Annotated in this window: 30 protein-coding genes; 12 read left to right on the top strand and 18 right to left on the bottom strand. The window is 55.9% G+C overall.

Going from position 1 to position 25,928, the window contains the following annotated elements; all coding sequences use genetic code 11:
* Positions 1-88: 88 nt before the first annotated feature.
* The 5 genes from gspD to gspG are packed head-to-tail and all read right to left on the bottom strand — an operon-like array spanning position 89 to position 5,549.
* Entirely contained in the window at positions 89-2,440 is a 2,352-nt protein-coding gene (gene gspD / locus BBF94_RS19330) for a type II secretion system secretin GspD (protein WP_065260575.1), read from the bottom strand.
* Positions 2,437-2,982 carry a type II secretion system protein GspM gene (gene gspM, locus BBF94_RS19325; protein ID WP_065260574.1) on the bottom strand — a complete coding sequence of 182 codons (546 nt, stop codon included), beginning with the start codon at positions 2,980-2,982 and terminating at the stop codon, positions 2,437-2,439. Before gspM ends, gspD begins: the two co-directional genes overlap by 4 nt.
* On the bottom strand, positions 2,975-4,132 hold the full coding sequence (gene gspL, locus BBF94_RS19320) for a type II secretion system protein GspL (protein ID WP_065260573.1): 1,158 nt from the start codon (positions 4,130-4,132) through the stop codon (positions 2,975-2,977). The genes gspM and gspL overlap by 8 nt, the downstream gene beginning before the upstream one ends.
* Entirely contained in the window at positions 4,129-5,082 is a 954-nt protein-coding gene (gene gspK / locus BBF94_RS19315) for a type II secretion system minor pseudopilin GspK (RefSeq protein ID WP_065260572.1), read from the bottom strand. Before gspK ends, gspL begins: the two co-directional genes overlap by 4 nt.
* 8 nt (positions 5,083-5,090) lie before the next feature.
* On the bottom strand, positions 5,091-5,549 hold the full coding sequence (gene gspG / locus BBF94_RS19310; protein ID WP_065260571.1) for a type II secretion system major pseudopilin GspG: 459 nt from the start codon (positions 5,547-5,549) through the stop codon (positions 5,091-5,093).
* A 147-nt stretch (positions 5,550-5,696) separates the two neighbouring features.
* Here gspG and gspI point away from each other — a divergent pair, with 147 nt between their 5' ends.
* Both gspI and BBF94_RS19300 read left to right on the top strand, forming a co-directional pair.
* On the top strand, positions 5,697-6,077 hold the full coding sequence (gene gspI, locus BBF94_RS19305; RefSeq protein WP_065260570.1) for a type II secretion system minor pseudopilin GspI: 381 nt from the start codon (positions 5,697-5,699) through the stop codon (positions 6,075-6,077).
* A 477-nt stretch (positions 6,078-6,554) separates the two neighbouring features.
* Positions 6,555-6,917, top strand: coding sequence for a DUF6124 family protein (locus tag BBF94_RS19300; RefSeq protein ID WP_065260569.1), 363 nt, complete (start codon positions 6,555-6,557; stop codon positions 6,915-6,917).
* An 86-nt stretch (positions 6,918-7,003) separates the two neighbouring features.
* Here BBF94_RS19300 and BBF94_RS19295 read toward each other — a convergent pair whose 3' ends face one another.
* From BBF94_RS19295 to BBF94_RS19285, 3 genes are read right to left on the bottom strand one after another with little or no spacing between them, the layout of a single operon-like run.
* On the bottom strand, positions 7,004-7,291 hold the full coding sequence (locus BBF94_RS19295) for a hypothetical protein (RefSeq protein ID WP_065260568.1): 288 nt from the start codon (positions 7,289-7,291) through the stop codon (positions 7,004-7,006).
* On the bottom strand, positions 7,288-8,010 hold the full coding sequence (locus BBF94_RS19290) for a peptidoglycan recognition protein family protein (protein ID WP_065260567.1): 723 nt from the start codon (positions 8,008-8,010) through the stop codon (positions 7,288-7,290). Before BBF94_RS19290 ends, BBF94_RS19295 begins: the two co-directional genes overlap by 4 nt.
* Positions 8,010-8,549, bottom strand: coding sequence for a PAAR domain-containing protein (locus tag BBF94_RS19285; RefSeq protein WP_065260566.1), 540 nt, complete (start codon positions 8,547-8,549; stop codon positions 8,010-8,012). The genes BBF94_RS19290 and BBF94_RS19285 overlap by 1 nt, the downstream gene beginning before the upstream one ends.
* A 605-nt stretch (positions 8,550-9,154) precedes the next feature.
* Between BBF94_RS19285 and BBF94_RS19280 the strand changes: the two genes are divergently transcribed.
* The 3 genes from BBF94_RS19280 (at position 9,155) to BBF94_RS27300 (ending at position 10,550) form a co-directional block, all read left to right on the top strand.
* The gene (locus BBF94_RS19280) at positions 9,155-9,652 is read left to right on the top strand and encodes a hypothetical protein (RefSeq protein ID WP_065260565.1); all 498 of its coding nucleotides are present in this window, start codon (positions 9,155-9,157) and stop codon (positions 9,650-9,652) included.
* 2 nt (positions 9,653-9,654) lie between these two features.
* On the top strand, positions 9,655-10,035 hold the full coding sequence (locus BBF94_RS19275; protein WP_065260564.1) for a hypothetical protein: 381 nt from the start codon (positions 9,655-9,657) through the stop codon (positions 10,033-10,035).
* A 104-nt stretch (positions 10,036-10,139) separates the two neighbouring features.
* On the top strand, positions 10,140-10,550 hold the full coding sequence (locus tag BBF94_RS27300) for a hypothetical protein (protein ID WP_082302442.1): 411 nt from the start codon (positions 10,140-10,142) through the stop codon (positions 10,548-10,550).
* Positions 10,551-10,876: 326 nt separating this feature from the next.
* On the opposite strand, the gene BBF94_RS19270 is transcribed toward BBF94_RS27300, so the two are convergent.
* The 6 genes from BBF94_RS19270 to BBF94_RS19245 all read right to left on the bottom strand — a co-directional run bounded on the left by BBF94_RS19270 (position 10,877) and on the right by BBF94_RS19245 (position 17,268).
* Positions 10,877-11,548 (bottom strand): dUTP diphosphatase, encoded by a 672-nt coding sequence (locus BBF94_RS19270; RefSeq protein ID WP_065260563.1) that lies wholly within the window; start codon positions 11,546-11,548, stop codon positions 10,877-10,879.
* A gap of 10 nt (positions 11,549-11,558) precedes the next feature.
* Positions 11,559-12,416, bottom strand: a complete 858-nt coding sequence (locus BBF94_RS19265) for a hypothetical protein (RefSeq protein WP_141676603.1) — start codon at positions 12,414-12,416, stop codon at positions 11,559-11,561.
* A gap of 35 nt (positions 12,417-12,451) precedes the next feature.
* Entirely contained in the window at positions 12,452-14,398 is a 1,947-nt protein-coding gene (locus BBF94_RS19260; RefSeq protein WP_065260561.1) for an ORC-CDC6 family AAA ATPase, read from the bottom strand.
* A gap of 2 nt (positions 14,399-14,400) precedes the next feature.
* Complete coding sequence (locus BBF94_RS19255; RefSeq protein WP_065260560.1) at positions 14,401-15,285, bottom strand: phosphoribosyltransferase-like protein; 885 nt, start codon at positions 15,283-15,285, stop codon at positions 14,401-14,403.
* A gap of 14 nt (positions 15,286-15,299) precedes the next feature.
* On the bottom strand, positions 15,300-16,493 hold the full coding sequence (locus BBF94_RS19250) for an N-6 DNA methylase (RefSeq protein WP_065260559.1): 1,194 nt from the start codon (positions 16,491-16,493) through the stop codon (positions 15,300-15,302).
* A gap of 337 nt (positions 16,494-16,830) precedes the next feature.
* Entirely contained in the window at positions 16,831-17,268 is a 438-nt protein-coding gene (locus tag BBF94_RS19245) for a type II secretion system protein N (protein WP_065260558.1), read from the bottom strand.
* Positions 17,269-17,401: 133 nt separating this feature from the next.
* On the opposite strand from BBF94_RS19245, the gene gspH reads away from it, so the two are divergent.
* On the top strand, positions 17,402-17,854 hold the full coding sequence (gene gspH / locus BBF94_RS19240; RefSeq protein WP_065260557.1) for a type II secretion system minor pseudopilin GspH: 453 nt from the start codon (positions 17,402-17,404) through the stop codon (positions 17,852-17,854).
* Positions 17,851-18,459: a prepilin-type N-terminal cleavage/methylation domain-containing protein gene (locus BBF94_RS19235; protein ID WP_065260556.1), complete on the top strand. Its 609-nt coding sequence runs from the start codon at positions 17,851-17,853 to the stop codon at positions 18,457-18,459. Before gspH ends, BBF94_RS19235 begins: the two co-directional genes overlap by 4 nt.
* Positions 18,460-18,817: 358 nt before the next feature.
* Here BBF94_RS19235 and BBF94_RS19230 read toward each other — a convergent pair whose 3' ends face one another.
* Genes BBF94_RS19230 through BBF94_RS19220 form a run of 3 tightly spaced genes read right to left on the bottom strand, consistent with a single transcriptional unit; the run spans position 18,818 to position 21,084 of the window.
* A complete protein-coding gene (locus tag BBF94_RS19230) occupies positions 18,818-19,756 on the bottom strand; it encodes a FecR family protein (RefSeq protein ID WP_065260576.1) in 939 nt (312 codons plus the stop codon).
* Between the two features lie 33 nt (positions 19,757-19,789).
* Complete coding sequence (locus tag BBF94_RS19225) at positions 19,790-20,341, bottom strand: RNA polymerase sigma factor (protein WP_065260555.1); 552 nt, start codon at positions 20,339-20,341, stop codon at positions 19,790-19,792.
* Positions 20,338-21,084 (bottom strand): STN domain-containing protein, encoded by a 747-nt coding sequence (locus BBF94_RS19220; RefSeq protein WP_176704476.1) that lies wholly within the window; start codon positions 21,082-21,084, stop codon positions 20,338-20,340. Before BBF94_RS19220 ends, BBF94_RS19225 begins: the two co-directional genes overlap by 4 nt.
* A 122-nt stretch (positions 21,085-21,206) precedes the next feature.
* Here BBF94_RS19220 and BBF94_RS19215 point away from each other — a divergent pair, with 122 nt between their 5' ends.
* Positions 21,207-21,521, top strand: coding sequence for a hypothetical protein (locus tag BBF94_RS19215; RefSeq protein WP_065260553.1), 315 nt, complete (start codon positions 21,207-21,209; stop codon positions 21,519-21,521).
* A 170-nt stretch (positions 21,522-21,691) separates the two neighbouring features.
* Here the strand turns inward: BBF94_RS19215 and BBF94_RS19210 are convergent, their stop codons facing one another.
* Positions 21,692-22,132 (bottom strand): carboxymuconolactone decarboxylase family protein, encoded by a 441-nt coding sequence (locus BBF94_RS19210; RefSeq protein ID WP_065260552.1) that lies wholly within the window; start codon positions 22,130-22,132, stop codon positions 21,692-21,694.
* Between the two features lie 302 nt (positions 22,133-22,434).
* Between BBF94_RS19210 and pdxR the strand changes: the two genes are divergently transcribed.
* The 4 genes from pdxR to BBF94_RS19190 all read left to right on the top strand — a co-directional run bounded on the left by pdxR (position 22,435) and on the right by BBF94_RS19190 (position 25,896).
* Positions 22,435-23,871, top strand: coding sequence for a MocR-like pyridoxine biosynthesis transcription factor PdxR (pdxR, locus tag BBF94_RS19205; RefSeq protein ID WP_065260551.1), 1,437 nt, complete (start codon positions 22,435-22,437; stop codon positions 23,869-23,871).
* A 120-nt stretch (positions 23,872-23,991) separates the two neighbouring features.
* A complete protein-coding gene (locus BBF94_RS19200; protein ID WP_065260550.1) occupies positions 23,992-24,285 on the top strand; it encodes a putative quinol monooxygenase in 294 nt (97 codons plus the stop codon).
* A 254-nt stretch (positions 24,286-24,539) separates the two neighbouring features.
* Positions 24,540-24,941: a cupin domain-containing protein gene (locus BBF94_RS19195; protein ID WP_065260549.1), complete on the top strand. Its 402-nt coding sequence runs from the start codon at positions 24,540-24,542 to the stop codon at positions 24,939-24,941.
* A 241-nt stretch (positions 24,942-25,182) separates the two neighbouring features.
* Positions 25,183-25,896: an ATPase gene (locus BBF94_RS19190; RefSeq protein ID WP_065260548.1), complete on the top strand. Its 714-nt coding sequence runs from the start codon at positions 25,183-25,185 to the stop codon at positions 25,894-25,896.
* The last annotated feature ends 32 nt before the right edge of the window (positions 25,897-25,928 follow it).

Raw genomic sequence — 25,928 nt, 5'->3', positions numbered from 1 at the left:
CCCGGCATGCAAGGTGTGTCTTGAACAATGGGGCGGCAGTTTTCGGGTCTGCTGCGCAGCCCGGCGGGAGCAAGCTCCCTCGCCACGTTCATTGGATCGGCACCGCTTTGATGGTTGCGCGCGGGCCCGTCCCCGGCAGCGTCGCCGGCACGCCCTGCGCAGCGGTCGGCAACTGCGGCGCCTGCATGTCCGGCATCGCCCAGCTGCGTTCCGGTTGCAGACCGCCCTGCGCACGGCGCATGAAGTCGTAGCGGTTGAGCGTGATACTGCGCCCCGCCGCACTGTCGCGAATGATGTACGGGCGCAGGAACACCATCAGGTTGGTCTTGGTGATCGCCCGGCGCTCGTTGCGAAACAGCGCGCCGATCCCAGGAAGGTTGCCCAGCCATGGCACCGCATCGTTGCTCTGGCTGTAACCATCCTGCAGCAGGCCGCCCAGCACCATGATCTGCCCGTCGTCGAGCAGGATGCTGGTGTCGATCGCACGTTTGCTGGTGACGATCCCCGCCGCCGTCGAGGCCGCTGAAGCGCGCTCGTCGATGCTGCTGACTTCCTGATAGATGTCGAGTTTCACCGTGCCGCCCTCGGAAATCTGCGGCCGCACGTTGAGCTTCAAACCGACCTCTTCACGGGTCACGGTCTGGAACGGGTTGTTGCTGGTGCCCCCGCCGCCGGTGACGTAACTGCCGCTGACAAACGGGATGGTCTGGCCGACGAAAATGCTCGCCGCTTCGTTGTCCAGGGTCAGCAGGTTCGGCGTCGACAGCACGTTGGTCCCGCCCTTGCTCTTCAACGCCCGGGCCAGCACTTTCAGGTCCAGGATCTTGCCGATGCCGGGGATGTCGACCGTGCCGTTGACGTACCCAACGTTCAGCCCCTGAGGCAACACATCGAGACTGGTCTTGCCACCGAGGTTGAGCTTCGAGCCGCCCAGATTGGCGCCGCCGATCACCCCTTTGCCGCCCAGGTTGCCGGACTGCCATTGCACGCCGAACTCGCTGGCATCGTCCTCGCCGACTTCGACGATCAGGCTTTCGATCACCACTTGCGCGCGGCGCTGGTCGAGCAGGTCGATGACTTCGCGCAGGTTGCGGTACAGCGGTTCCGGCGCGGAAATCAGCAAGGTGTTGGTGGTGGCATCTGCCTGAATGGTCACGCCGCCGGCGCTGAAGGCCACGTTCTGTTCGCTGCTTTGCGCGTTGCCGCTGCCTGTGCTGCTGCCCTGGGCGTAGCTGCCGCCGGTGCTGCCATTGTTGGTGGTCGAGGTGCTGCCGTTGGTTTGAGTGCCGCTCTGACCGTTCTGCCCGCCGCCCGAGTTGGTGGAGCTGCCCATGGCGCTGAGCACCGAGCGCGCACTGTCGCTGGTGCCGCTGTCGCTCTCGCCGGTCAGCAAACCGCGCAGCGCCTGAGCCAGTTTGCCGGCCTGGGCATTGCGCAGATACACCACATGAAGATTGCTCGGATTGCTCTGGGCGTTGTCGAGTTTGTAGATCAGGTTGCGCGCCAGCTCCGTACGCTCCGGGCTGCCGGCGCGGATGATGATGGTGTTGGAGCGAGGATCACCGATCACGGCGATTTTCTGGGTTGGATCATTGCCCGGCGCGTCGAGCAGGTCGGCGACCATCGGTGCAATGTCGGCGGCGATTCCGTTCTGGATCTGCACCACGTCGGTGTCGATGGCGCTCGGGGTGTCGATGCCTTGAATCAGTTGCGCGACCCGCGTTAGGTTTTCGGCGTAATCGGTGACGACGATGGTGTTGTTGCCCGGATAGGCATTGATCGGGTTGTTCGGCGAGACGATCGGGCGCAACACCGGGATCAGGTTCACCGCGTTCTCGTATTGCAGGCGGAACGTGCGAGTCAGCATGCCGTTGCCGGCCGGTTTGTCGGCGCTGTAGATCGGCCCGCCGAGCAGTTTGGCGTCGGCTTCCGGCACCACCTGCGCCACGCCGCCGACGTCCACCACACTGAAACCCTGCATGCGCAGCGCCGCCAGCAGCATGTCGTAAGCCTGATGCGCCGGCACCTGGCCTTCGGAAACCAGCGTCAGGTTGCCCTTGACCCGAGGATCCACCAGAAACTGCTGGCCGGTGGAACGCGACAACGCCCGCACCACCGCTTGAATATCGGCGTCGACAAAATTCAGCGTCACCGGTTGATCGCCCAGCGGATTGACCGGCAACGTCGTGCCCCGCGCCGAACCGCCGCTGCGGGCGCGTTCGGTGATGTTGTGCAATTGCTTCGGCGCAGGTCTTGCCTGAGCCTGCGCCCGCTCGCGGTCGAGCACCGCGTCGCCGCTGCGCTGGGTGTTGGCCAGCGGCCGGCCAAGTTCGCTGTCCACCAGCAGCGGCGGTTGATTCGGTGGTGTGGTGTTGCTGCACGCGCTCAATGCCATCAACAGCATCGGTAACGCCATGCGTTTGGAGCCTGACCCCTTCATGAAGCTTCCTTAGCGCCCAGCGCCTGATCCATGCGTACGGTGCCCGACAGAGTGCCGGCGGTGTCATCGGTCGCGGCGTCATCTGCGCGTTGCAGACGGGCCTCGACCACTTGCAGTGAAAAATTCCGGGGTTGGCTCAACAACCAGTCGAGCACGGCGTCGGCGGGCGCGGCGTCGAAGGTCAACTGCCAGCCGGCGGACGCGGCGGCCAATTGGTAATGGCCGCCCAACCCGCTGGCCTGCAACGTCTGTTGCAGCGACTGCTCCAGGTTCTGCCCGTCGGGGCGCACGCTGACCTCGCGCAGCAGCACTTCCAGCGCTTCGGCCTGGGCGCGCAGTTTTGGGGTTTCGACTTGCGAGGCGGCGATCTTCTGCAGCGGTGGTTGAATCAACGCCACCCACACAAACAGCCCCAAGAGCAACGCAACCATGCCGCCGACCATGCGTTTTTCTCGCAGCGCCAAGGGCTGCCAACGGGCCTGCAACTGAGCGCTGAAGCGCTGCCAACCGGCGCGGTATTTCGCAAGCGAGGGGCTATTCATCTTCGGTTCCGCTGCTGTCGTCGTTGTCGTTGTCGTTGTCAGTGGCGGCGGTCGCCTCACCGGCCGGGCGCAAGACCCAGCCGTCGTCATTCGGGCTGATGCTGATGCCGGCCTGGGCCAGCGTGCCTTGCCAATCCTTGTCGTTGCCCGAACGCCGGGCCTCGGGCAGCAGACTCAATTGCAACGCGCCGTCGACAAATTCCAGCCGCTGCACCGTGCCCGCCATGGACGGCATGCCGATGCCCGCCTGGGACACCAGCCGCGTGAATTCCTGCCCCGGCGCATCCGTCGCGCCTTGCTGACGCGCCGCGATTTGCTGGCGGGCCTGTTGCAGCGGATTGAGGATCACCGGCAATTCGGGGAACGCCTGTTTCACCCGCTGCGCCATCTGCGCCTTGAGCTGCTGGACCTGCGCGGCCTCACGGGCGGCGTACAGGTTCAACCCGATCACCCAAACTGCCAGCGCCAGCGCACAGCAACCGAGCGCCCTGCCCCAACCGCGATGTTCGGTGCCTGGTTGTTGAAGGCCGCCGTGCAGGCCCCAGTTCGGCAACGGGCCGGAGCAGCGCTGCGAGTCGGGCAATGTCGATTGCACCGCTTCCGGCGCGCCGTCACCGATCCAGTGCGCCGGCAGACCGGTTTCCAACAGCCACGCTTCGTCGATCATCGGCTGCACCTGCGCCGCATTCGGGCCGTGGCGCAGCAACAGATGATCGTCGTGCAGGCAACCGACCCCGCCCGCCATCACTGGCAAGCTGTAGGCCGCCGGATAAAGGCCTTTGAGGTTCAAGCCGAATTGCCCGAGGTGCTGCAAATCCTTGCGTGCCACCCAGGCAATCTGCACCTGGCCGCTTTCATCGCGCGCACTGTGGGCGATGTGCATCTCGGCGCTGTCGCCGAGCATCAACGACTGTGCAGCGCATTGCACAGCGGCAGCGGTTTTGCTCGCGGGCAGTGGCGGCAGATCGATACTCGCCAACAGGCTGTCCGAGGGGTGCAGAAAACACACCAACGGTTGCTTCGCCAGCGCGCCGAGCCGCACGCGTTCCTGCCGCGTGACCTGCCCCTGACGATCCAGCCAAGCACACTCCACTTCACTGTCGAGACTTAGCTCCGCCAGCGGCGGCAAACTCACGCGCAACTGGCTCATACGCCCACCCGCGACCAGATCACTTGCGGCAACCGATCCTGACTGCGATGCAGCAATGCATCGAGGCTGACCCGCCGCTGATCCCGCCGCGCCTGCCCGCGCAACCGAAACCAGTCGCTGGTGATGCCGACCTTGACGCTGGTGATTTCCAGTTGCGGCAGTCGCAGGCGATTGACGAAATCCCCGCGATTGATGAACCAGCGCCCGGCGTCACGCTCATTGATCAACGCCTGCGCCCGCTCCAGCGACAACCCCGGCACATAAGCCGCCAGCACCGGCGCCGTGGCCGTGTTGCCGTTGAGCCAGGTGGTCGCCGGAATCACCGTCAGGTACGGCGCGAGCTTCGCCAACAACGCATCGTTGACCCCATCGACACTGCGCAAATCATCAAGCGTGCGCAGCATCGGCAAGGTCGGCGATTGCGGTTTGCGCGACGCGGACGGCGACGTGGCGCGCCCGCTGTCGAAGGTGTTTTTCGCCACAGGCTTGTCCACCACTTGCGCATTCAACAGGTGCGGATAAGAGCCGATCACCCGCTGACTGATGCGCCGGCTCAAGCCGCTGCTGACACCAATCAACTCGCACAGTCGCTCGAACGCCTGCACCTGCGCGTCATCGATCCGCTCGTTGGCCACCAGATTGCGCAGGTTGAACTTGCCCTGCTCGTCCTCCAGCCGCCCTTCGAAACCTTGGGTGTTCAAGCGCTGCGCCCACGGCTGATCGAGTCGGGTCAGCGGATCGCGCTGCCGGGCATCCCACAACAATTGCCGGCTGATCTCCAACCCGCCGTGCAGCACCCAGCGGCCCTGCACGCGCAGTTGTTCGGCTTCCAGCGCCCGGGTCGAAACGCTCTGGCGGGTCAGCATGCCGGCGGCGATCACCGCGACCACCGCCGCAATCAGCAGCGCACTGATGATCGCCATCCCCTGCTGGTTCGATGGGTTGTTCATGACCGGCCTTACAACTGCCAGGAACCGATGTCGGCATTCACGCCGTCGCCGTCAGGCTGGCCGTCGGCGCCGAGGGAAAAGATGTCGATCTCGCCGTTGGCACCGGGATTGAGGTACTGATAAGGACGACCCCACGGGTCATTCGGCAGACGCTCCAGGTACGAGCGCCAGTTGCTGTTCTTCGCGTCGACCGGCCGCTCCACCAGCACCTTCAGGCCCTGGCTCTGGCTCGGGTAAGTGCCGTGATCGAGGCGATACAGCTTCAGCGCCTGCATCAACCCGCCAATGTCCTGCTTCGCCGCCGTGGCCCGCGCCTGATCCGGCCGGTCGAGCACCTTGGGCACCACCATCGCCGCCAGAATCCCGAGAATCACCACCACCACCATGATCTCGATCAGCGTGAAACCCTGCTGCCCACGGGGCATCCGGCTCGGTCGACTGGGCTGTTTGAATTGCGCGATATCCATCTCGTCATTCCCTGGCTTGATTCGATTCGACGCGCAGTGTTGCAAGAAGATATGTCAGGGATGTTGAAAATCCTCGGGTGTTTTCGTCGTCAAGCCGTCAAGCACGGGGGTTAGCGTTGAGGGCTGTGTTTTGGCTCCGGACCCCTTATGCGAGCGCCTTCCCGAGAAGCGGGTTTCACCCTGATTGAAGTGCTGGTGGCGCTGGCCATCATTGCCGTGGCCATGTCCGCCGCTGTTCGTGTGGCGGGGTTGATGACGCAAAGCAACGGGGTTTTGCGGGATCGTTCGATTGCGATGATTGCGGCGCAGAGTCGGATGGCTGAACTTCGGTTGGAAGGGAAATTGCCGATGGGCGTGAAAGCGCAGGATTGCGATCAGGGGCGGTTGATGCTGCGCTGCGAGCAGATCATCTCTGCCGCGGAAAACGGCCGCTTGCTCAAGGTCGGCCTCCAGGTCTTCGACCGCAGCCAGGAAGCGCCGCCGTTGGCCCGACTCGAAACGTTGCTCAGTCGCCCCGAGAATCCCTAGCGCTGAATCCATAATCGAGCGGGTCTTTCAGGTCGATGGAGAGCGCAAGACACCTCCGTCGGCCCCCTCTCCCTCCGGGAGAGGGCTGGGGTGAGGGCCGCTTGCAAACCCAGCCGTTTAACCCCTCGCAGAACCACGTTTAAAAGACACCCACCGTTACGTCCTCAAGGCTACACAACCTTGCGCCACTGCCTACGACTACGCCAGAATCCGCCGGCTTGTGCGTCCAGGGTGCGGGTTTTATCGTTTCCGGGTCACTGAAATCAGTGATCGGGTTTGGTAGCCCGCATATGAGAGTTGCACAGCATCACCATTCGCGGCGTCGTTTCGTCTCGGCTTTATGGTGGTCATGCACAGGGCACCTTCGGGTGCGCCGGGTTCCTCATGTGCCGGTCTACCAACCTGAGCATGGCCGCCACCTTCGTTTGGTAGCGAATTTGGATGGTCTCCCTTTTTGAAGCATGAGGAGTTACATCTATGATCAAACCAACACCCAATCCCCCAGAAACCGACCCGGTTTCGCCCTATCAATTCCCCGATTCCCGAACCCTCAACGAAGCCGCCGAACGCGCCCTCGACCACTACCTCACCCCGCAACAACGCATCATGGGCAGCCACACCACACACGACCCCATGTTCCTGGCCAACCCCGCCTACAACAGCGAATCCCTCCTGGCCAACGCCAGCGAATCCCTCGATTCCGCCAGCGAAATGCTCAGCAACTTCGCCGCGATCCTGGAGCCTGCGCACCGCAAGACTGCGCTGGGTATTGCGCAGGTGGTTATGGTGGCGGGGTTGGCGGTGAATCAGGCGTTGGATCATGTTGAGGTGAAGACGTAAGCGGCTGAGCGCTGTAGCTCAATAGCCGGAAAGAAAATGGCCGAGGTTGTCAGGTGTGACTGACAACCTCGGCCAAATGAGCATTTCTATTTTTTGCGGCACATCTCGACGTCATCCTGGGTCTTCAAATCTGTGTCGATTCCCAAGCGATACCTGCAGTAATCAATAATCCATCCCCGCTCCTCTGCTGTCAGGCGTTCTACCTTCCTAATCTCTCCATCGTTCGCGTGGATGTTGTAGAACTTCATCTGAAACGTCGGGTGCTTTTTGATGAAGACAATGGTCTCGATGTCTCCATCCTCAAGGGCTTCGTAGTAGCCGACGTAGAGCACGGTTACTACGGTGAGGATTGCTACGATTAAAAGCTTTTTCATTGCTGTGGCGCCGGCGGTGGGAGCAGTTGAGTTTTAGCTCGGATATTTCTGACCAGCTCCATTCCAATGTTGCCGGGACAAATTTTCCCTTCAGAGCCTTGCCCAGGATATTCCCGGTGACCACCAAAATTCTTGATAAAAAACACGCTTTTCAATGCGTCGATCAGGTGCATCAGCGAAACGATTTGCTCCTTGGGAATAACGTTTGTGGTGCTGTAACCGATGCTATCCAGAACCACCCTACCTTTGGCGACCCAATCGCCCCCCTCCTCCGGGGTCGTCAGGTTTTCCAGCAGGACGATACCAATTAGCCCTGTGTTGTATTTCAGAACACTTGAGCCCTGAAGCCGAATGTCACGACCTTCAAAAACCTGCCCAGTACAATCAATTCCGTAGTGGTAGCCAATATCGTCGTACTTTTGGCTCAGGTGTCCTTTCTGGATTTCTTGCATCTGCTCCGCACCGGGAGTGCAGCTATGGCTGCGGCCCGCGTGGTGCAAAGCGATCATGGTGTAGTCCCAATCCTTGACCATGTCCTTCTTGCCATCCAACGCTTTCCAGGACGAGCGCTCGACAAACGTGACCTTCAAAGCCCGAACCCGTTTGATAATCGCCTCACGAGTAGCCGCTCGATCATTCACAGCCACCGGTATAGGGCACATGAACTCGCCCGGCTTTATCTCCTGAGCAGTCGCTTGTGTCGCAAAACTGGCGGCCATTACTGTTTCTCCGAAAATTCATAAAGCGTTCGAGCTGGGGCATTGAACGTGATGTGAAGTGAGATTTGGGCATTGGGCGTCGGCGTTTTGATGTGTGCGATGCCATCAGCATCGGTGACGCCTTTGGTCTCGACGCCATTGACCGTCGCAACGTAGTCACGAAACGCCAACGGCTTACCCGTCTCACTGTCGGTAACACTGAACGACTGCCCGAATCGTTTCTGAATGGCGAGAGGTAAAGGAGGAATGAAAGGTGCCGGGGTATGCGAATCCCCGATGATGACTGTCCCCGAACCACCAATCACAACGTCGCCGTGTGAACCTGTGGTATCGATCAGCGCAGCATTCTTGCCGTTGATGAACACTGTGGCGGAAACACCTGACACTAGGGTACTTCCACAGGTACAGGTATCTCCTTTACGGGCGGCAGCGAGGCCGTCGAAGAACACGTCGGGGGATCCTGAGGCGATGGCCTTCGGGCCATGCCCGGGCATCGGGCAGGAGGTTGGATCAGTGATGCGTGCGGCAGGCTTTGCCATGTGCCTGACTCCCTGTCAGCGGATTGAACAAGTGCGGACTCTATCAGAAAGCCGCTTGAACGTTGACCTGAGGGCTGCTCCCAATCTGTATTCAAAACGGAATAAGCCAAGTGAGTGGCCATGTGCTACTTTTTCAGAGCTTCTCATCACCGTTCTTTACAGGAGTTTCTATGTTTACTGATATCAAGCCAGGCCCGAAGCCAAAGCGTGAAGATGGCAAGGAAGACCGTAGGCGGCATGTGAATCCACCCAACGATAAAAAACACCCGACTTTGCCTATCCACAAACATAAGCCAGGTGACTAACCGGGAGTTCGCAGACTCTGTCCCGAGGTTAGCCCTTGTGGATGAATTCGATCTCAGTCAATCGATCCGTCCGCTTTTTGAACGTCGCCAAAACTCAGTTGGACAGTTGAAGGAATCAAAGCCAATGCAATGTAGGGCGGAACTCAATACAAAAACCGCTGATTAAGCGGCTAATATAGCGAGATACCAACCATCCCTAGCTAAAAGGATTCCAGTCCTAATGAAGGCAACCAAAATCAAACCACTTTCGACATCATCGACTAACCAAGCTTCTTAAACATCTTCATCACGGATGACCTTATGTCACTTAACAACATACAAAATCCAATACTGTACTCAACCATGACAGCACTAGCGTACAACATTAATAAAAAATATTACGGCGACAAACATTACATGTGGTGCACGCCATATTTCGGCTCAGATTTTCAGTCCCCCCACTTCACTGTCCCACCAAGTTCCTCCCCTCTCGAAATCTACAACACCCTGCAAAAAGAAATTGATGGCGCAGATTTGCACAACACCAAAATAAAACTAAATCGTCGCGGCATCCGAAATGGTGCGGGCATTATGTTAAGACTAGGGAAAATAACACAGGATGCTCACGACGAAATAGTCACAATATCTAAGCGGACACCAGATCAACAATTCAAGCCGTTGCTTTGCGTAATATCTCGCTTAGAAGCTGTAGCCTTCTACAAAAAGGTCGACGTCAAGGATCGTGCAAACCCACTTTCATATGAATACATACTTTCAGACTTACCCCAGTCAGCATTTGACATAATCAGGATTGGCTAAAAATGAATGAACTCACGTCGTTAGTTTTGCACACTCCTCTCGCCGAAGCTCGATCGGCATTTTATTATTTGGGCCGGTATCTAAAACAGGCCGTACATGACGATTATCAAAAAGACATTTTTGATGATTACCCCCATGAAGAGCTTGCTGAGAATGTTGAAAACGTGAAAGCTCTAACAAAAAAAATCATAGAGTTTATTGAAAAGAGCCAAGGAAAACCTGCCCAGAATTTCACTGACAAAGAATATTCAGAATGGATGGATAAGATAGATGCCGCCGAAAACGGACTTGACCCATTGCCTTCCACTGGGCAAATCGATCAAGCCGAAAAGGTCATCAAAGAGCTGACAGTTCCTACACTAGGAGGCATAAAAATTAGATAAACGATAAATCCATAAATACAATTCAAAAGGGACTGATTTATTTTTTGGAAATAAATCAGTCCAATTTTTTATCCGTCCCTAGTTTTAGTCCGATGGAGGTATGTATGAATGGCATTGTTTCCCGAATCAACCAAGGAAGATACGACTCTGAGCAGAGCTTGCTCAACCTTCGTCACAACGCCATTAATAAAAATCGCACTGATGTTCTTGATTCAGTAAATCAGCGCCTCAAAAAGTGCTATCCAAAAACTTACGAAAGACTCGTGGGACCACTTCACGAGCGTAAAAGAGATAAAAAATTTAAATGTTACTGTAACCACCCGAAAAGCCTGCACGCCATTTACCAGGATATCATAAGAAATGAAGTTCACTTTCACTCATTAACATGCGATGCTTGCTGGCAAAAAGATATCGCTAAAACCTGGGGATACTACGGCTGGTCCAGCAAATTAATCCCACAGGAAACATGGGACGCCCTGTGTGAAAAACGTGCACATGAAAAGTTTGTTGAGTAAATTGGACCCAATTGATATTTTTTTGTATCTTGCTGCGCCCACTCATAAGTAGCCCTATGCGCTGACCCTAACACTTAAAACATTCACACAAGGCAAATTTAGTTTTATTATCAAAGTGGGCAGATTTATTTTCGAAATCAATCCACCTCGAGTTCTCGATCTGCATACTAGAAGTAGAACCGCCCCCTACTTGACTCTATGAAATATGCGACTCCAACTGCACTCCACGCATCACTAAACATCCTGTAATTTTGAGCAACAATGGGGACTGACTTATTTCCATAAAATAAATCAGCCCATTTTTTTGCCAAAATTTTTTTCAACAATTATTTTACTTTAGAGTATTTCTCTGAAAGCGCATCAAATATTAGTTGTGAAAAATGCTCTGCAGAAGAGTCCAGCTTCGACATAATGGCGTGAAGATGCTCATTATCTTCGAGACCATCCCATATTTTGATATAGGTACCTTCTTTGTAACCATTACTTTGACGGAAAATATTCAAAATATTCTTGGAAATATATGCCGTATACAAAGAACTCCAGTTCAAATCATTGCGTTGCATCAGTTCCTGAAATACTGGAAAGCTTCGTTGGCGAAGGATAGACGTAGCCGCTAATAGCTCAAACAGAGTCTGCGTATCAGTTTCTGAAAGCTTGTATAAGTCCTGTCCAACGATGACGTCTTCCATAGCTCCTTGGCATTCTCGAAGCATAATAGCTTGAGCAGCCACAACATCACCATTTGCAGATAATAAAATATCCGATAGATAAAAGTGCAGAATGTCAGAGATCTCAATTTGAACCTGAGGAATATTCGGCGTTTGCTGCTTCCACCACTTCCATCCATAGTGATCCAGTGCTTCAGCGGACTCAACAAAAGCGGCTCTCAGATAAGGGAACTTTTTTGAGACCCATTTAGCATCCACGATCGTGTTCAGCTTGTGCTGCAAATCCAGCATAGTTTGAACTTGAGCCGAGTTAGGAATTTCAAAGTTCATAATATAGCCTCTAAGGAATCACTACAGTGAATTTATGCCAAGTACCAAGCCCACTTGAGCGTTTGAGCTTTTTGTCCGGATGGTCGTATAGGATGCCGACTTGATTTTGGTTCATACTTGCAAATAGTGCGGTTGCGACCCCGCAGGGCTTAGTTCCGATCGGGGCGACAAACATTTGCGATTCGGCACTAAGAGAGTGCTTTGTTTTTTCCAATAGCTCGTACGCAGCGCTGGGGTCGTTAGCTGCGCAGTATGCAATTTCGAAAGATTTGTCATTGAGGCTAGACAGATGAGGAACAATGGAATTTAATTCCCAGCCTGGCTTGAATGCTGGTACTCCAAAGACAACTTTCACTTCTTTCGCTGAAATCATTTGGTATTCTTCGAGCGCTCGCTCTAAGCGCTCTGGCTCGTACCCCAAAAAGAACACCCCAGCTTCAACATTATCACTCGATAAATCTACTACTGAATTGGGGATAGGCCTGTACCCCACAATCTTATTAGAAAGCGCAAATGAATCGCCGCCTAGACGTTCCTGAGTGTATCCTGCCGGTTCACCATACAAGATATCGAATTTTTTCACTCCAAGTTTTATAACCGAACGCATTGCACAATAAAGCTCCGCCAATCCTAGCGTAGTGGCTTCAAAAACGAGGGGAAAATTAGTATATGGGCTTAGTAGAGGATCGCAATTATCCGCATCAATCTCGTCCACCCCTATACTAAGCCGCATCGTTTCGTGATAGTAAGTAACCTTGAGTTTTGCGGATGCTTTAGTATCGTCAAGTGAAAGCGCATTTTCGCCTCTATCATCCAACGATACACCATGGAACAATATGCAGTTCTCAGGAAGAGATACATCTTGCACACTAGGAAACTTGCTAGTAAATATTTTTATGTTCGTCATAGCTCTAGCCCGAGCTGAGAGCCTGCTTGCAGTTCAGACTTCCTATACACGGACGACGCAAGATCGCTATAGTGGTCTTCAGTACCCATTGCTAAAGTGTGAAAGTCCTCCACGGACAATTCGATCTTCCGTTTTCTCCGATAACTAATCATGAAATACGGAGAGTAGATCGGATTCAACTGAAAGTCGGTAATATCCGTGCTTGCGGCGCTTTTAGCTTTGGTTTCAAGTTTTTCAATAAGAATCGCGTATTTTTGTGCTTCAGATATAAAAAGGCTCTCCTCAGTAGATAACGATCTTGCTCCTGAGTTTATGGTGAATTGATTTTGCTCTGGTTCACTCATGCTAGGCGCGGTTTGGAGTGTTTTGAATACATTGCCTAGTCTAAGCACAAAACTCCTGAGTTGCTCACCAAACTCACCAAAGGTCTTAATCTCCCGGATCAGCTGATCTGCCGCCTCATAAGCAGCTCGCGCTTGAATCTCGATGGAGAAGCAATCCTCAGGTTCATCCTCTAACTCAGACATTTCAAGGACTTTATAATTAAGTATCAAGAAATGCCGCAGATTTCTGTTGGACATTGAAAAAAAGGTATCGAACCCACTATAAAGCGGGCAATAGGTTCTATATGGCCTATATAATTCAAGAAGGGAGCCGAAAAGATTATTATGTATCCAGTTATCAAATTTACTAGATCTACCTTTGCTAAAATTATCCAATTCGGCATAAACAAATTCAGGATGATTATTTGCGCGATTCAGCAACGCGGGGAGCACTACTTTAGCTTCCGCGGGAAACTCACACTTAAGAAACTCTTCCGCAGTCAGCTTTGTGGTTTTCTTTGAAATAGCTTTGCTTATCCGATCTCTCAGAATATTTTGAATTCGAGGGGTTTCTATGGCATCTACCGCAAATTGCTTATGCTCTTTTGTGGGAAATTTCAGCTTTACCCTATTCAAAATCTCTTCTCTATGAGCTTTTTCCCGCCGAATTTGCAGTAAACTGGGGTCCCTAACAAGCTTCAGAAGTAGCGAGTCAGAGTTTCCACCGGCAATATCTAAATTCCCGAGAAAAACCTCAGCAAAGAAACATGAGCGCTCAGTTTCATCCATCAAGTTATCAATATAACAGAGATTATAGTCGTTAGTTGCACTTATAGATTCCCTGCCTGTAGTCCCGTTCTCATCAGATAGTTCTTTTGATGTAAAGCTGACAATTAGCGGTTGTTGGCTATGCCGCAGGTAGGTATTCAAAACTCGGCGCTGATAGGAAATTAGATTTTCCACTTCATCAACGTAAATATAAAAACATATTTTGTCTAAGCCTGGAACTTCTCGAATATCTTTAATAATAGAGTCAAGAAAATCCTTACCTGGCGGAAGCAGCGGGCGAGGAGCAGCAGAAAGGTTTGAAATCCAAAGACTGAATGCTTTGCGAGTTTTTTCTAAATGCAATTCCAATTCGGTTGGATCTGTAGGAAATGAATAATCATCTGCCGATGGAAGAACCATATTTTCAAACTGCGTCGAGGTAAACTCTGAGTAAGAGCTTAATGCAATATACCTCAAAGATCTAATTATCTCGCCTGCAATCGCCAACGAGAAATAGCAATTAAATGTGTTACTCCACTCTGCTTCCTCCACTCCTCGCAGCTTCATCGAATTACAGAATTGCGTGTCCACGCGCCAATATATTCCAATGTGTTCTATCTCTTCTTTAGGAATTACATTGCGGTTACGTGAAAACAGTGAGTGGTAATCTAGGTATTTGAGCAGCATAGTTTTGCCACACCCCCGCTTCCCAACGAGATAGGTAGACTTTGTAGCTGTCTTCAACCCTAGCGTATCAAAGTATGGGGGAACAAAAAATTTCCCCCATACATCGGCTGGGTGTTCTTCTGCACGAGTCTTAGCAAGTATTGAATGATCGACGATGGTTTGCATAATTATCTCTCAAACAGAGGTTCCCAGTTGCTAGAACGTTCCCATAACAGGTTAAGAGTGTTATCTGGTATTCCGTGTTCATACACCACTAGAAGCCCTAGCTTGCCGAAACCTTCGGCGCTGCTGGCTATCCCCGCTCTATTTGCGATGCTTACGTACAGGTCATAGGGATGAATGTCCGAGTAAGGCCAGTTTCCGTTACTTATCCAGTTATCGCATACGCTTTTAAAATTATCTTTCTTAGTGAGAAGTTCACCATAGAAAATCTTCACATCTGGAAAGTCTGTATTTAAGCGCTGAATCGCGTCTTCATGAACAATTGAGAGGATCACGGCACCTCGGGAATGGAACCGCATCAATTGACCACTCACCTTAAAAATGTCAGTAATCTGAGAACCGGTGAATGAGCCATCATCAACTACGAGAAGATATTCATCTTCAGGTATCGTACGCTCTTCGCAATAGGTGAGATAACTCCGTTCGACCCCAAATTTCGAGTGTAGCAGCCGCGCTATTAGCTCTCCGCTTTTTCCGGGTGAGGCTGCCGCTGCAATGGGTGGCGCGAGATAAAAAAACTTTCCACTTCTAACGGGCCGCACATTGGTTAGTATTCGGCGCCAGTCGTAATCAGGCTCATCGTCAAAAGGAGGTTCGAAATGAAGCACTGCTTCTTTTAGTGCCTGCCTAAGGCATGACTCTATCTGATCAGTTGTCCGATAAATAAGATTCTTCAAAATTAACAACGCAAGCGTTTGCTCTTCAGGGGTTGAGAACTGCTTGAGCCAAGTCCTTACCCTTTCCATTGTCAACGGATTACGAATTTTCGTTGTGCAGAGCTTTCGGATAACCTCTTTGAGTTTTGTGGTATCCGATAGTGACGTATCCATGTCTAACACCTCGATTAAAGAGGAAACTTTTTAAGATCTGACTTTGTTAAAAACCGAGCGCACGCTCCGTGGGTATGTGCCTTAATCCAAGCAACGCCTTCTCTGGAAGTTAGCGCCTCATATAGTTCTTCGGGAGTGCGCCCAGGACATCTGATTACATATAAGCAATCACTAATTAAGGCTTTTCCGCCTTCAACGATATGAACACCGCCTTCGATGTTTCTGCCTACACGCGGAATTACAACGTCGCCGAGCTGCGCGACAACCTTATTCGAATTACATGTAGCTTCTCCGAAATTATCCGAGAAAAATATCCGCCCAGGTTTCAATTGTTTTTTTAAATCAGTCGTATGAAATACTTCGATACCTAACTGGCGCGCCTGAGCTGTTGATATCCCACCACGAAATACCTCTAAGATCTTTCCGGGCCCATAACTTTTGGCGGGGAAATTTTCCTTCCATTCATAATAGCTATAATCCATCCGATTGACGGCTTCTTCCAGCGAAATTTCAATGAATGGCTCTATCGTGCCATCCTTGTCGCAGCGATAAAGCTTGATAGTACTGTTTGTGGTTTTGTTTTTTTGAAGATTTAAGATGAATGTTTTTACTTCAGTATTCTTGAAGGCCTTGGACGGCAATTCGATTACTTCAGTAATGCAATGGTTCGCGAGCAAAGTTTCTCTCACGGCTCTATTTTTATCACCAAAAATTATTCCGGCCGGGATAATAATTCCTAATTGACCACTATCCTTAAGAAGCCAAAGATTCTGAGCAAGGAACAATAAATCAGCGCCGACTCTCAGGGCCTTCGTAGGCACCTTGAACCCTGCTCGATCTAGAAGGACAGAATACGATGTATTCCAGTCAGCTGAGATAAATGGCGGGTTGCAGACCGCTATATCGGCAACCCCACTCATCAAGCCAATGACATTATCCAATTCCAATGTCAGAGCGTCCGCGCAGTAATGGATATGCTGCACGGGCCTAGCCGAGTCCTCTTGAGCATGCTGAGGATCGATATCAACTGATACGCATCGAGCATCAGGCCAGCGCCCGCTCACTGCGGATAAAAGCGCCCCCCCTCCAACCCCGAGTTCAAGCGCGACGCTGACGCTGTCTTCTTGAAAGCGGTTGACGAGGAGACTGCTGTACGCAGACTCAGTGTAATACTGGCCATGCAGTTTCTTCTTCGATTGTGTCTGCATTGGAGGCGCCTTGAGTAAAGGTGCATATTACCTCGTGTCAACGATCCCATCACCCCCATGCTCACGTTTTCCTAAAGGTAAATCTCCATCAGGACCGATAGAGTTTTTCTAATCAGCCGGGCAGACGGGCGACATGAACCGAAAGTCGGTCCCGCCTACGCAGATCGAACAGATAACGCGATTCCAGTTTCCCCAGACTGATCCAGTGCCAGCTAGATAGAGGGGAAATAATGAACTTGGAAGGCCTCCCTCATAATCTATTCCTGTCCGTTCACTGGTTGTGCTGAAGCGCTAGAACCGGCAGTCCAGAAAGCACTACCTCAGCTGAACCGACAATTTAACGGTTCGGCCTAACCAACCTAGGCATCTCCCCCACCTCCCCCAACCTCTCCACCCCCAACCTCACCCTCTCCCCACCCTGCTCAATCACCACCCCATCCCCCTCCACCGCCACCAACTTCACCCCAGGACTCACCCGCTCCCCCTGCAAAAAACTCCTCGGCGGCCCGTCGTTCAAACTCAAAATCGCCACCGCCCCGCGACTCCCCGCCATCACCCCGCTGACCTTGATCTCCACCGGCGCCGTTCGATTGGAAAACCACTGCAACGCAGGATTATCACTGCGCGCAGCGAGCAGTTGTGGGGTGGCGGCCGGGGTGTGGGATTCGGCGGTGGTCAGGAGCAGGGATGACCAGGTGGCGATGCCGACCAGGGCTGCCAGCAGTGCGGCGGCCTGGATGAGTTGGGGGGGTGAAAAGCGTGCGGTGTATCTCATGGGCTGAATCTCCTTTTAGTCCCGGTGACCAGACTACCCGGCAATTCTCACGGTTTTATTTCACACGCCTTACATGTTGGCCGTGCAGGATGGTTTTTTGGGACGGGGCTGGACGCAAGGGAGTGCGCATTCGATGAACCGGGACAGGCAGCAGGGTTTTACGTTGATCGAGCTGATGGTGGTGCTGGTGATCATCGGCATCGCCAGTGCGGCGATCAGTCTGAGTATCAAGCCCGATCCGTTGCAGTTGCTGCGCAAGGACGCCGAGCGCGTGGCGCAGTTGCTGCAGATTGCCCAGGCCGAGGCCCGCGCCGATGGCCGGCCGATTGCGTGGTTGAGCGATGGCAAGGGGTTTCGGTTCAGTCGGCGCAGTGACAGTGGCAAGGGTTTTGATCATTTCGAGCGGGACCCGCAGTTGCGGCCGCGTCCCTGGCAGAGTCCGAAGCTGGAGGTGCGGGTGGAGCCGAAACAGAAAGTGGTGCTGAACGCGGAGTGGATCAATCCGCCGCTGCAGTTGACGCTGTCTGACGGGCTCAATCGGTTGAGTGTGCTGCGCGATGCTTCGGGCCGGATCAGCGTGCAATGAACAGACAACAAGGTTTTACGCTGATCGAGGTGATGGTCGCGATTCTGTTGATGGCGGTGGTCAGTCTGATTGCCTGGAAGGGGCTGGACAGTGTCACCCGCGCCGACAAGCATTTGCAGGCCAGTGGTGAGCAGAGCGACAGCCTGTTGCGGGCGTTGAATCAGATGCAGCGGGATGTGGAGATGCGCGCCGGGATCGAGTTGACGGAGCCGAAGAAGGTCGGCACCGAGGATGAACCGGCGACGGCGCCGCCTGCCGTTACGGTGCGCAGCAGTGACAGCAAGGGGTTTCGGCTGGACATCATTCGCAGTGCGGCGGATCAGCCGGGGGCGTTGCAGCGGGTGCGCTGGTGGCTCAAGGGGGACACGTTGTATCGCGCCGTGGCGCCGGCGCGCAGTCGGTATCCGTTGCCGGCACCGACGGCGGGGGTGGCGGTGTTGAGTGAGGTGAGTGATTTGCAGGTGCGGGTTTGGGAGATCGACAAGGGGTGGCGGCAGTTGAGCGGAAATCGGCGGGAGGATCCGTTGGGGTTGGAGGTGCGGTTGACCCGGCAGACGGCGCAAGGGGTGGAGAAGTACCGGCAGGTGATGGGGCCGTTGCAGTAAGCCGCATCGCTGAAGATCCTGTGGGAGCGAGCCTGCTCGCGAAGACGGTGTATCAGCTGCGAATGTATTGACTGACACGACGCCTTCGCGAGCAGGCTCGCTCCCACAGGGTTCAGGGTGGTTTTGGTTAGCTGAGGACGACGACGCCGCCCGGCAGCTCGGTGCATGGTTGACCCGGCAGACGGCGCAGGGAGTGGAGAAGTATCGGCAGGTGATGGGGCCGTTGCAGTAAGCCGCATCGCTGAAGATCTTGTGGGAGCGAGCCTGCTCGCGAAGACGGTGTATCAGCTGCGAATGTATTGACTGACACGACGCCTTCGCGAGCAGGCTCGCTCCCACAGGGTCAGGGTGGTTTTGGTTAGCTGAGGACGACCACGCCGCCCGGCAGCTCGGTGCATTTGACGCCGTAGGCATCGCGAATCAACGCCCCTACCCCGGCCAGTTGATCGAGGGAGAAACGTGCCTGTACACGGCGTTGGCCGAGTTCGCGGTTGAGCAGCAGCAACATGCCCGGGCGGTAGCGGTTGATCTCGTCGATCATCTGGCTGAGGGTCGTGCCGTTGAACACCAGCACCTGTTGGCGCCAGTTGCTCACTGCGGCGGTGTCGACGCTTTGCACGTTGCCGACCCGTTGTGCGTCGTAGGTCAATTGCTGGCCTGGTTCCAGTCGCAGGCTGCGGCCTTCGACTTCCACGTCCACCGCGCCATCGAGGCATGTCACGCACACCTGTTGATCGAGGTTGCGCAGGTTGAACCGTGCCCTGCTCGTCCGTAACCAGCCGCCACCGGCCTGCATCGCCATCGGCAGGCGTGCGGTCTGCACTTCGACTTCGCCGCTGACCAGTTCAAAGCCCTGCACGCCCTCATCCACCGAACGCTGGTTGATGCGGGTCTGGGTATTCAACTCAAGGCTCAAGCCATCGGCCGGTTCGACGCGGCGTTGCTGGCCGACTTCAGTGATGTAATCAGCGCCGAGCCCGGAGAACCCGCCCGGGATCGTGCCGCGCACCAGCAGGAACGCCGCCGAAGCAGCCATCGCGCCGCCGAGAAAGGCCCGTCGTCCAAACCGGCGTGGCGCCTGCAATTCTTCCGCCGCCGCTTGCAGCAGGTGCCACACCGCCTTGCACTCTTCGAAGGCGCGGGCGTGTTCGGGGCTTTGCGCGCACCACTGGCGTAGCGCTCGGGCGTCGGCGACCGTGGCGCGGCCGGAGGTCAGCAGGATCAGCCAGTCGCGGGCTTCGCTTTGCAGACGCTCGGCAGGCGCGGGCTCGGCAGGAGTCAGACGGAAGATGTTCAAACGCACAGGTACTCGACGGGTTGATCGGGAGCTTCATTCACTAGACGGTTTTCCGGCCCCGCGACCGAACCGCTGAAACACTTTTCTTTCCAGTTTCGCCGCGCAGTGTCCGAGGGCAGCCTTGATTTCCTTCTCGACCATGCGCGTGGAAATGCCAAAACGCTGGGAGATTTCAAGGTGTGGCGCTTCTTCCAGGCGTGCGGCGATGAAGATCCGGCGGCGCCGGGCCGGCAGTTCGTACAGGGCGCCGAGCAGCGACTGGATTTCTTTCTGGCCGCCGACCACGCGCATCGGGTCCAGCGCTTCGTCGCTGACTTGCAGCAGTTCTTCGACTTCGCTGCCGGTGAGCAGCCGCGCATCGGCCTGACGGCGGTCGGCGGCGATGTTCAGGGCCATGCGATAGAGATAGGCGTTGGGCCGCAGCAGGTTCGGCGGCGCTTCCATGCGGTCGACCCGCAGATAGGTTTCGTGCAGCACGTCGTTGGCCAGGTCTTCCGAGCCGAGACGGCGTCGCAGGCGCACCCGAAAGTCCTCGTAGGACGTCAGGAACAGCTGGACCATCGAACTTTGTCCGGCGTCTTTCATCCCCCGGAAACTCCTTCCCATTGTGTGCATTCCATGCGTTTTCCTGACGATTCGGGTAACAACAGCAAGGTGACTGGCTGGCGCAATGCGCCGGGTGTGGGCCGGTCGATCCTGAGCGTGTGAAAACTGTCTACCAGCGCGGCATCGCGCCGAACATCACCGGTCGAGGTCACCAACCGGTTGTGCTGCACCACGCCGTCACGGCCGATCCACAACTGCAACACCGCACGAAAACTGCCGGGCCGGGTCAACGGCGAGCGGCACAGGTTGCGTTCGATGGCTGCCTGCACCGCCGTGGCGTAACTGCGGTTGACCGCGACGCTGGCGGGGGGCGGTTTCTCCGCCGGTAGCGGCACGTCCTCGACCTGCGCCACCTGCAAGGTGAACGCATCGTCGCGGCTGTACTTGGCCATCAACCCGCTGCCGCCGAGCAGCCGGCGCAACGCTTCGGCGGCGGTGAATTCACCGTCCACTGCCAACGAGCGTCGACCGCGACTCAACTGGCTGTCGACCAGCACCGCCATGCCGGTGGCGCGGCTGAACTGATCGAGGGCGCGGGCCAGTTCCTGGGCCGGGATGTGCAGCGTCATGCGCATCGTCGCCGGTACCGGATCGGCGCTGGCGCGGCTCAGCAACAAGCCAAGCAGCAGCCCCAGACCGAGCTGGCGCACGAGCGCTGAGCGCACAACATCGTCCCTGGCACGGCCTCGCAGCACAGTTGATGTACCCCTGAAAACCGTCATCCTGAGGGCTGTTTATGAATCTGGTGTGACGGCCACTGCAAAAAAACCATCACGGGATCGGCGCGCCCGTTGCACTAGACTCTTGAGCCAGAGCGCCCTTTCGGGCCGGCCAGGAGGCACACATGAAATCACTGTGGACATTGGCGCTGAGCGGGCTGTTGTTGACCCTGTCGTGCGGCGTACAGGCCGAGCAGGCGGTGGGTTGCGTCGAGGTGACCGTGGGCGGTTACAAGGCGCCGAATTACGACTGCCTGAGCCAGCAGATGGGCAACAACCCCGACGGCGCGAAGGCTGCGCAGAAAAATCAGGAAGCGATGAACGTGCCGGTCAACAAGCGCCCGCCGAATCAGGTGGGACTGGCGACCCCGGCGGCTACCAGTACGCGGATGGGCAATACGTTTGGCACGTCGGTGAAACCGCAGCGGCCAGCGAACTAGAGAGCGCAGCAGAGTGCTCGTGGCGAGGGAGCTTGCTCCCGCAGGGGGCGTGATCAACACGCACCCATCCTGATAAACCGTGCACAACGGATTCAGGGTTGCTTCGCCCCCCAGCGGGAGCAAGCTCCCTCGCCACAGCATGCTCCCTTGCTGCAGGGGACATGTGCTCGTCAGTCACTGGGGACCTGGCGAAAACTCACCGCCAGGCGATTCCAGCTGCTGATGGTGCTGACGGCCATGGTCAGGTCCACCAGTTCGCCTTCATTGAACTGTGTCCGCGCTTGTTCATAGACGTCGTCCGGCACATGACTCTCCGCCAGCAGCGTCACTGCGTCGGTCCAGGCCAGTGCGGCCCGCTCGCGCAGGTTGAAGAAGCCGCTGTCGCGCCAGACCGCGATGGCGTACAGCCGCCGATCCGTCTCCCCTGCCCGCCGCGCTTCCACCGAATGCATGTCGGTGCAGAACGCGCAGCCGTTGAGTTGCGAGGCGCGGATCTTGATCAGGTGCAGCAACGGCGCCTCGATGCTCAGGCTGCTGGTCAGCGCTTCCAGGGCAATCATCGCTTTCATGGCTTTGGGTGAAGCGCTGTAGTAATCCAGACGCGGGGACATAGGCGGGTCTCGGGCAGCAGAAGAGTGATTTCACGGTAAGGGCTGGCCGACCAGCATTACAGCCCCAATTGCACGGAAAACCGGTACACCACTGAACCTGTGGGAGCGAGCTTGCTCGCGATGGGGGCATTACATTCAACATAGATGTCAACTGACACACTGCTTTCGCGAGCAAGTTCGCTCCCACAGGGTCCTACGCCAATTTCGGGGATTTTCACTACGCAACTTCTGCCCCCCGTGCATTCGGGAGTAATCTGGCGGGCGCACAATCAGCCTCATTCGCCCCCGGGAGCCCCGTCGGTATGGAACTTCACGTCGTGATCAACGGCCGCAAGGATCTGGCCGGTCAGTTGTATCAGCAACTGCGCGGGGCCATTGAATCCGGGCGTCTGGCCGCCGGCACGCAACTGCCGCCGAGCCGCTTGCTCGCCGAGCAACTGGGGATTTCGCGCAAGACCATTTCCGACACCTACGCGCAGCTGACCTACGAAAACTTCCTTACCGGCGTGATCGGCAAAGGCACTTACGTCAACGCCCGCGCCACACCGGTGCAGCGCAAGCAAAGTCATTGCGAGCTGGCCGGTTCCGAGGTGATAGAGAGCTGGTGCAACCTGCCGGTGTTCCTGCGCCATCCGACGCTGGAAGGCTCGCTGCGCTACGACTTCATTGGCGGCGCCACCAGCAAGGGCCAGTTCCCCCACGATGACTGGCGCCGCTGCGTGTCCCATGCCATGCGCCAAATGTCCGGTGCCAAAGGTTTTTACAGCGTGGCAGAAGGCTTGCCGGCGCTGCGCAATGCGATTGCCCGGCACATCGCCTTCTCTCGCGGCGTGAACTGCCAGGACGAGGACATCGTGGTGTGCAATGGCGCGCAACAGGCGCTGGACCTGATCGGCCGGGTGCTGCTGCGGCCCGGCAGTCTGGTGGCGATGGAAGATCCGGGTTATCCGCCGGCGCGGCTGCTGTTCGGCACTCATGGCGCAACGGTGGTCGGGGTGCCGGTGGATGCGCAGGGGATTCAGGTCGAGCACATTCCTGACGGCACGCGGTTGATCTACGTGACGCCGTCGCACCAGTTCCCGCTGGGGATGCCGATGAGCCAGGCGCGACGCGAAGCGTTGCTGGCCCGGGCCTATGAGCTCGGCGCGATCATTATCGAGGACGACTATGACAGCGAATTCCGCTACGAGGGTCGTCCGACGGATTCGCTGCACAATCTCGATCAGCGCGGCATCGTCGCTTACGTCGGCACCTTCTCGAAAACCCTGTTGCCGGAGCTGCGCCTCGGTTACGCGATCCTGCCGCCAGCCATCCTCGAAGCGGTGATCCGCGCCAAGCAGCTCACCGACCTGCACGCCTCCACCCTGCCGCAATGGGCGCTGGCCAAGTTCATCGCCGAGGGCTGCCTGCTCAAGCACATTCGCCGCTGCCACACCATTTACGCTCAGCGCCGCGAGCGGATCCTGGCGCGCATGGCCACCGATCTGTCGCCGTGGCTGGAGGCCGTGCCGGCCAGCGCAGGCTTCCATATGGCGGTGTTCTGCCGGGTGCCGATCGACTTGCCGCTGGTGATCGAACTGGCGAAAAAAGTCGAAGTCGGGCTCTACAGCATCGATGGCTTCTATTACCAGCAGCCGCCCAGAAGCGGGATGTACTTCGGTTTCGGCGCCATCGAAACGCTGGACATCGATATTGCGCTGGATCGCCTGCGCGACATTCTGCAACAGGTCACAGGGTAGATTGGTCTGACGGATTACCCGCCGATTGGTTATTGGTGATCCGGGGGTGCAGGCCTATTCTGCACAGGCGTTATCCCTCAATGAGCAGGATTCGTCCGGCCTGATTCAGGAGTGTGAGCAATGTCCAACGAAGTGATCAACACCGTAGAGGTGCGGGCTGCCGCCGGCCGCTCCGAAGAGCTGGGCAGGCAGTTGCAGAAGATCGTCGACACCCTGCGCGAAACACCGGGCTGCGATTCCTATCTGGTCGACCGCTGCCCCGAGGACAACCATCGCTGGACCGTGAGCGCCCGCTGGCAATCGGAAGAAGCGATGCAGGCGCACTTCAATCGACCCGAGGCTCAGGGGTTTATTGATCTGATCGACAGTCGGCTGGCCAATAGCGTGGATTTCAACAGTTTCCCTATCGTCTGATCCGACGCCTTCGTCGGAACGCCGCCCGGAGCAAGCCCGCTCCCACAGGGTTTTGTGTAGTTCACAAATGATATGAACCACACAGAAAACTGTGGGAGCGAGCTTGCTCGCGATGGCGTCATGGAAAGCACTGACATTCTTAAATCGAGCCCCCTGATATTGGTCACCTGAACTTCCCGAATATTGGCGGTGTGATTGGCCCGGCACGCGGACTACCGTGAAAGCCGACTCCCCCACTTCACAGGTGACCCGCCATGAAACTCCTGCACATTTTCGCCGCCGCACTCGCCCTGTCTGTTTCTGCTGCCGCCATGGCCCACGACGCCTCCGAGAAGGTCTCGGTCCTGCAGGACCAGATGCTGAAAAACGTTCCGGGCAAAAAAGCCATGATGATTGAAGTCGACTACAAACCCGGCCAGTCCTCCATCGCCCACAAACACGACGGCACGGCCATGGCCTATGTGCTCGAAGGCGAAGTGATTTCTCAGGTCAAGGGCGAGCAGCCGATCACCTACAAGAAGGGTCAGTTCTGGTACGAACCCGCAGGTTCCGAACATCTGGTGTCGAAAAACGCCAGCAAAACCAAACCTGCCAGATTGCTGGTGTTCATGGTGCTGTCGCCGGACGAGCAAGTGTTGATCCCTTTGAAAAACTGATGGTTGTTCAATCAGCCATAAATAAAAGGCGCAAATGGCTGATTTGTGCCTTTTTTATTTCTCGCGGCAATTAATCCAGAACCCTTACAGCCAATAAAACTATTGCATGACCGTCATTCAGCAAATTGTCAGGTTGTTCTCAGTCGGGCGGGAGTAGTCTGAGGCAACTGTCGCCGGCTCTATCAAGTGAACCCCGACACCTTTGATATTCCGATTGAAGTTGCTTCACGGGAGACTCACCATGAAACTTGCCTTTGCCAGTACCCTGGCGATATCGGTTTTAGCGTTGTCCGCCTGTTCCGTTCCCACCGCCCCCAAGGCGGTTTCTTCCCTCGACACACTGTTTACCCAACCGGTCGGGCGCAGCAGCGCCACGCAGGTCAAAAGCGGCCCTGGAGTTTCACTGGGCGTCGTCTATAGCCCGAGCACCCAGACCAATCGCCAATACCTGCGCGACTATCAGGCCAACGCCGGCACCGGTTTCGGCCAGAGTCTGCTGGTGCAGCCGATCCATGATGCCTATGTCGCCACCTCGAAACCGGACATGGCCGTAGACTGGGTGAAAGCCTCCCTGCAACGCCAGTTCGGCTCGGTCACGGTGTACCCGGACATGCAGAGCCTGCGTGCGGCCAATCCCGATGTAGTAGCGATCGTCGATACTCACAGCCAATTGATTACTTCGCGCAGTTCCGACATCAAGGCGGATGTAAGTGCGGACTTTTATGACGGGAAGTTCAACTACATCGGAACGGCCAAGGGGTCCGACGCGAAAGAGTTGACACCGGTCTGGGCGGACTTCAAGCGTTCGGAGGAGATCGTTGCGGATATCAATCAGCAGCAGGAAGTTCAGGTTCGGGCGTTGCAGAAGTTCGACCAGTCGCTCAGCAATTTATTGTCCAGACCGGCAGATAAAGTGTCGATGCTCGATACTAAACAAACACATAAGTTGCAGTGACAATCAGACCACTGCCCTCACCCTAACCCTCT

The organism is Pseudomonas bananamidigenes (assembly GCF_001679645.1).
Lineage (GTDB): Bacteria > Pseudomonadota > Gammaproteobacteria > Pseudomonadales > Pseudomonadaceae > Aquipseudomonas > Aquipseudomonas bananamidigenes.
Note: the sequence above shows the minus strand (reverse complement) of the source record. Positions and strands in the feature narration are given on the sequence as shown.

What these genes read in the sequence shown, in the direction of transcription:
- BBF94_RS19270 (WP_065260563.1), bottom strand. Translation starts at nt 11,548, where the DNA reads ATGAACTTTGAAATTCCTAACTCGGCTCAAGTTCAAACTATGCTGGAT.
- BBF94_RS19245 (WP_065260558.1), bottom strand. Translation starts at nt 17,268, where the DNA reads ATGAGATACACCGCACGCTTTTCACCCCCCCAACTCATCCAGGCCGCC.
- BBF94_RS19255 (WP_065260560.1), bottom strand. Translation starts at nt 15,285, where the DNA reads ATGGATACGTCACTATCGGATACCACAAAACTCAAAGAGGTTATCCGA.
- gspM (WP_065260574.1), bottom strand. Translation starts at nt 2,982, where the DNA reads ATGAATAGCCCCTCGCTTGCGAAATACCGCGCCGGTTGGCAGCGCTTC.
- BBF94_RS19190 (WP_065260548.1), top strand. Translation starts at nt 25,183, where the DNA reads ATGAAACTTGCCTTTGCCAGTACCCTGGCGATATCGGTTTTAGCGTTG.
- BBF94_RS19195 (WP_065260549.1), top strand. Translation starts at nt 24,540, where the DNA reads ATGAAACTCCTGCACATTTTCGCCGCCGCACTCGCCCTGTCTGTTTCT.
- gspG (WP_065260571.1), bottom strand. Translation starts at nt 5,549, where the DNA reads ATGGATATCGCGCAATTCAAACAGCCCAGTCGACCGAGCCGGATGCCC.
- BBF94_RS19260 (WP_065260561.1), bottom strand. Translation starts at nt 14,398, where the DNA reads ATGCAAACCATCGTCGATCATTCAATACTTGCTAAGACTCGTGCAGAA.
- gspD (WP_065260575.1), bottom strand. Translation starts at nt 2,440, where the DNA reads ATGAAGGGGTCAGGCTCCAAACGCATGGCGTTACCGATGCTGTTGATG.
- gspL (WP_065260573.1), bottom strand. Translation starts at nt 4,132, where the DNA reads ATGAGCCAGTTGCGCGTGAGTTTGCCGCCGCTGGCGGAGCTAAGTCTC.
- BBF94_RS19290 (WP_065260567.1), bottom strand. Translation starts at nt 8,010, where the DNA reads ATGGCCGCCAGTTTTGCGACACAAGCGACTGCTCAGGAGATAAAGCCG.
- BBF94_RS19215 (WP_065260553.1), top strand. Translation starts at nt 21,207, where the DNA reads ATGAAATCACTGTGGACATTGGCGCTGAGCGGGCTGTTGTTGACCCTG.
- BBF94_RS27300 (WP_082302442.1), top strand. Translation starts at nt 10,140, where the DNA reads ATGAATGGCATTGTTTCCCGAATCAACCAAGGAAGATACGACTCTGAG.
- BBF94_RS19210 (WP_065260552.1), bottom strand. Translation starts at nt 22,132, where the DNA reads ATGTCCCCGCGTCTGGATTACTACAGCGCTTCACCCAAAGCCATGAAA.
- gspK (WP_065260572.1), bottom strand. Translation starts at nt 5,082, where the DNA reads ATGAACAACCCATCGAACCAGCAGGGGATGGCGATCATCAGTGCGCTG.
- BBF94_RS19300 (WP_065260569.1), top strand. Translation starts at nt 6,555, where the DNA reads ATGATCAAACCAACACCCAATCCCCCAGAAACCGACCCGGTTTCGCCC.
- BBF94_RS19220 (WP_176704476.1), bottom strand. Translation starts at nt 21,084, where the DNA reads ATGACGGTTTTCAGGGGTACATCAACTGTGCTGCGAGGCCGTGCCAGG.
- gspI (WP_065260570.1), top strand. Translation starts at nt 5,697, where the DNA reads ATGCGAGCGCCTTCCCGAGAAGCGGGTTTCACCCTGATTGAAGTGCTG.
- BBF94_RS19295 (WP_065260568.1), bottom strand. Translation starts at nt 7,291, where the DNA reads ATGAAAAAGCTTTTAATCGTAGCAATCCTCACCGTAGTAACCGTGCTC.
- BBF94_RS19280 (WP_065260565.1), top strand. Translation starts at nt 9,155, where the DNA reads ATGTCACTTAACAACATACAAAATCCAATACTGTACTCAACCATGACA.
- pdxR (WP_065260551.1), top strand. Translation starts at nt 22,435, where the DNA reads ATGGAACTTCACGTCGTGATCAACGGCCGCAAGGATCTGGCCGGTCAG.
- BBF94_RS19200 (WP_065260550.1), top strand. Translation starts at nt 23,992, where the DNA reads ATGTCCAACGAAGTGATCAACACCGTAGAGGTGCGGGCTGCCGCCGGC.
- BBF94_RS19250 (WP_065260559.1), bottom strand. Translation starts at nt 16,493, where the DNA reads ATGCAGACACAATCGAAGAAGAAACTGCATGGCCAGTATTACACTGAG.
- BBF94_RS19275 (WP_065260564.1), top strand. Translation starts at nt 9,655, where the DNA reads ATGAATGAACTCACGTCGTTAGTTTTGCACACTCCTCTCGCCGAAGCT.
- gspH (WP_065260557.1), top strand. Translation starts at nt 17,402, where the DNA reads ATGAACCGGGACAGGCAGCAGGGTTTTACGTTGATCGAGCTGATGGTG.
- BBF94_RS19225 (WP_065260555.1), bottom strand. Translation starts at nt 20,341, where the DNA reads ATGAAAGACGCCGGACAAAGTTCGATGGTCCAGCTGTTCCTGACGTCC.
- BBF94_RS19235 (WP_065260556.1), top strand. Translation starts at nt 17,851, where the DNA reads ATGAACAGACAACAAGGTTTTACGCTGATCGAGGTGATGGTCGCGATT.
- BBF94_RS19285 (WP_065260566.1), bottom strand. Translation starts at nt 8,549, where the DNA reads ATGGCAAAGCCTGCCGCACGCATCACTGATCCAACCTCCTGCCCGATG.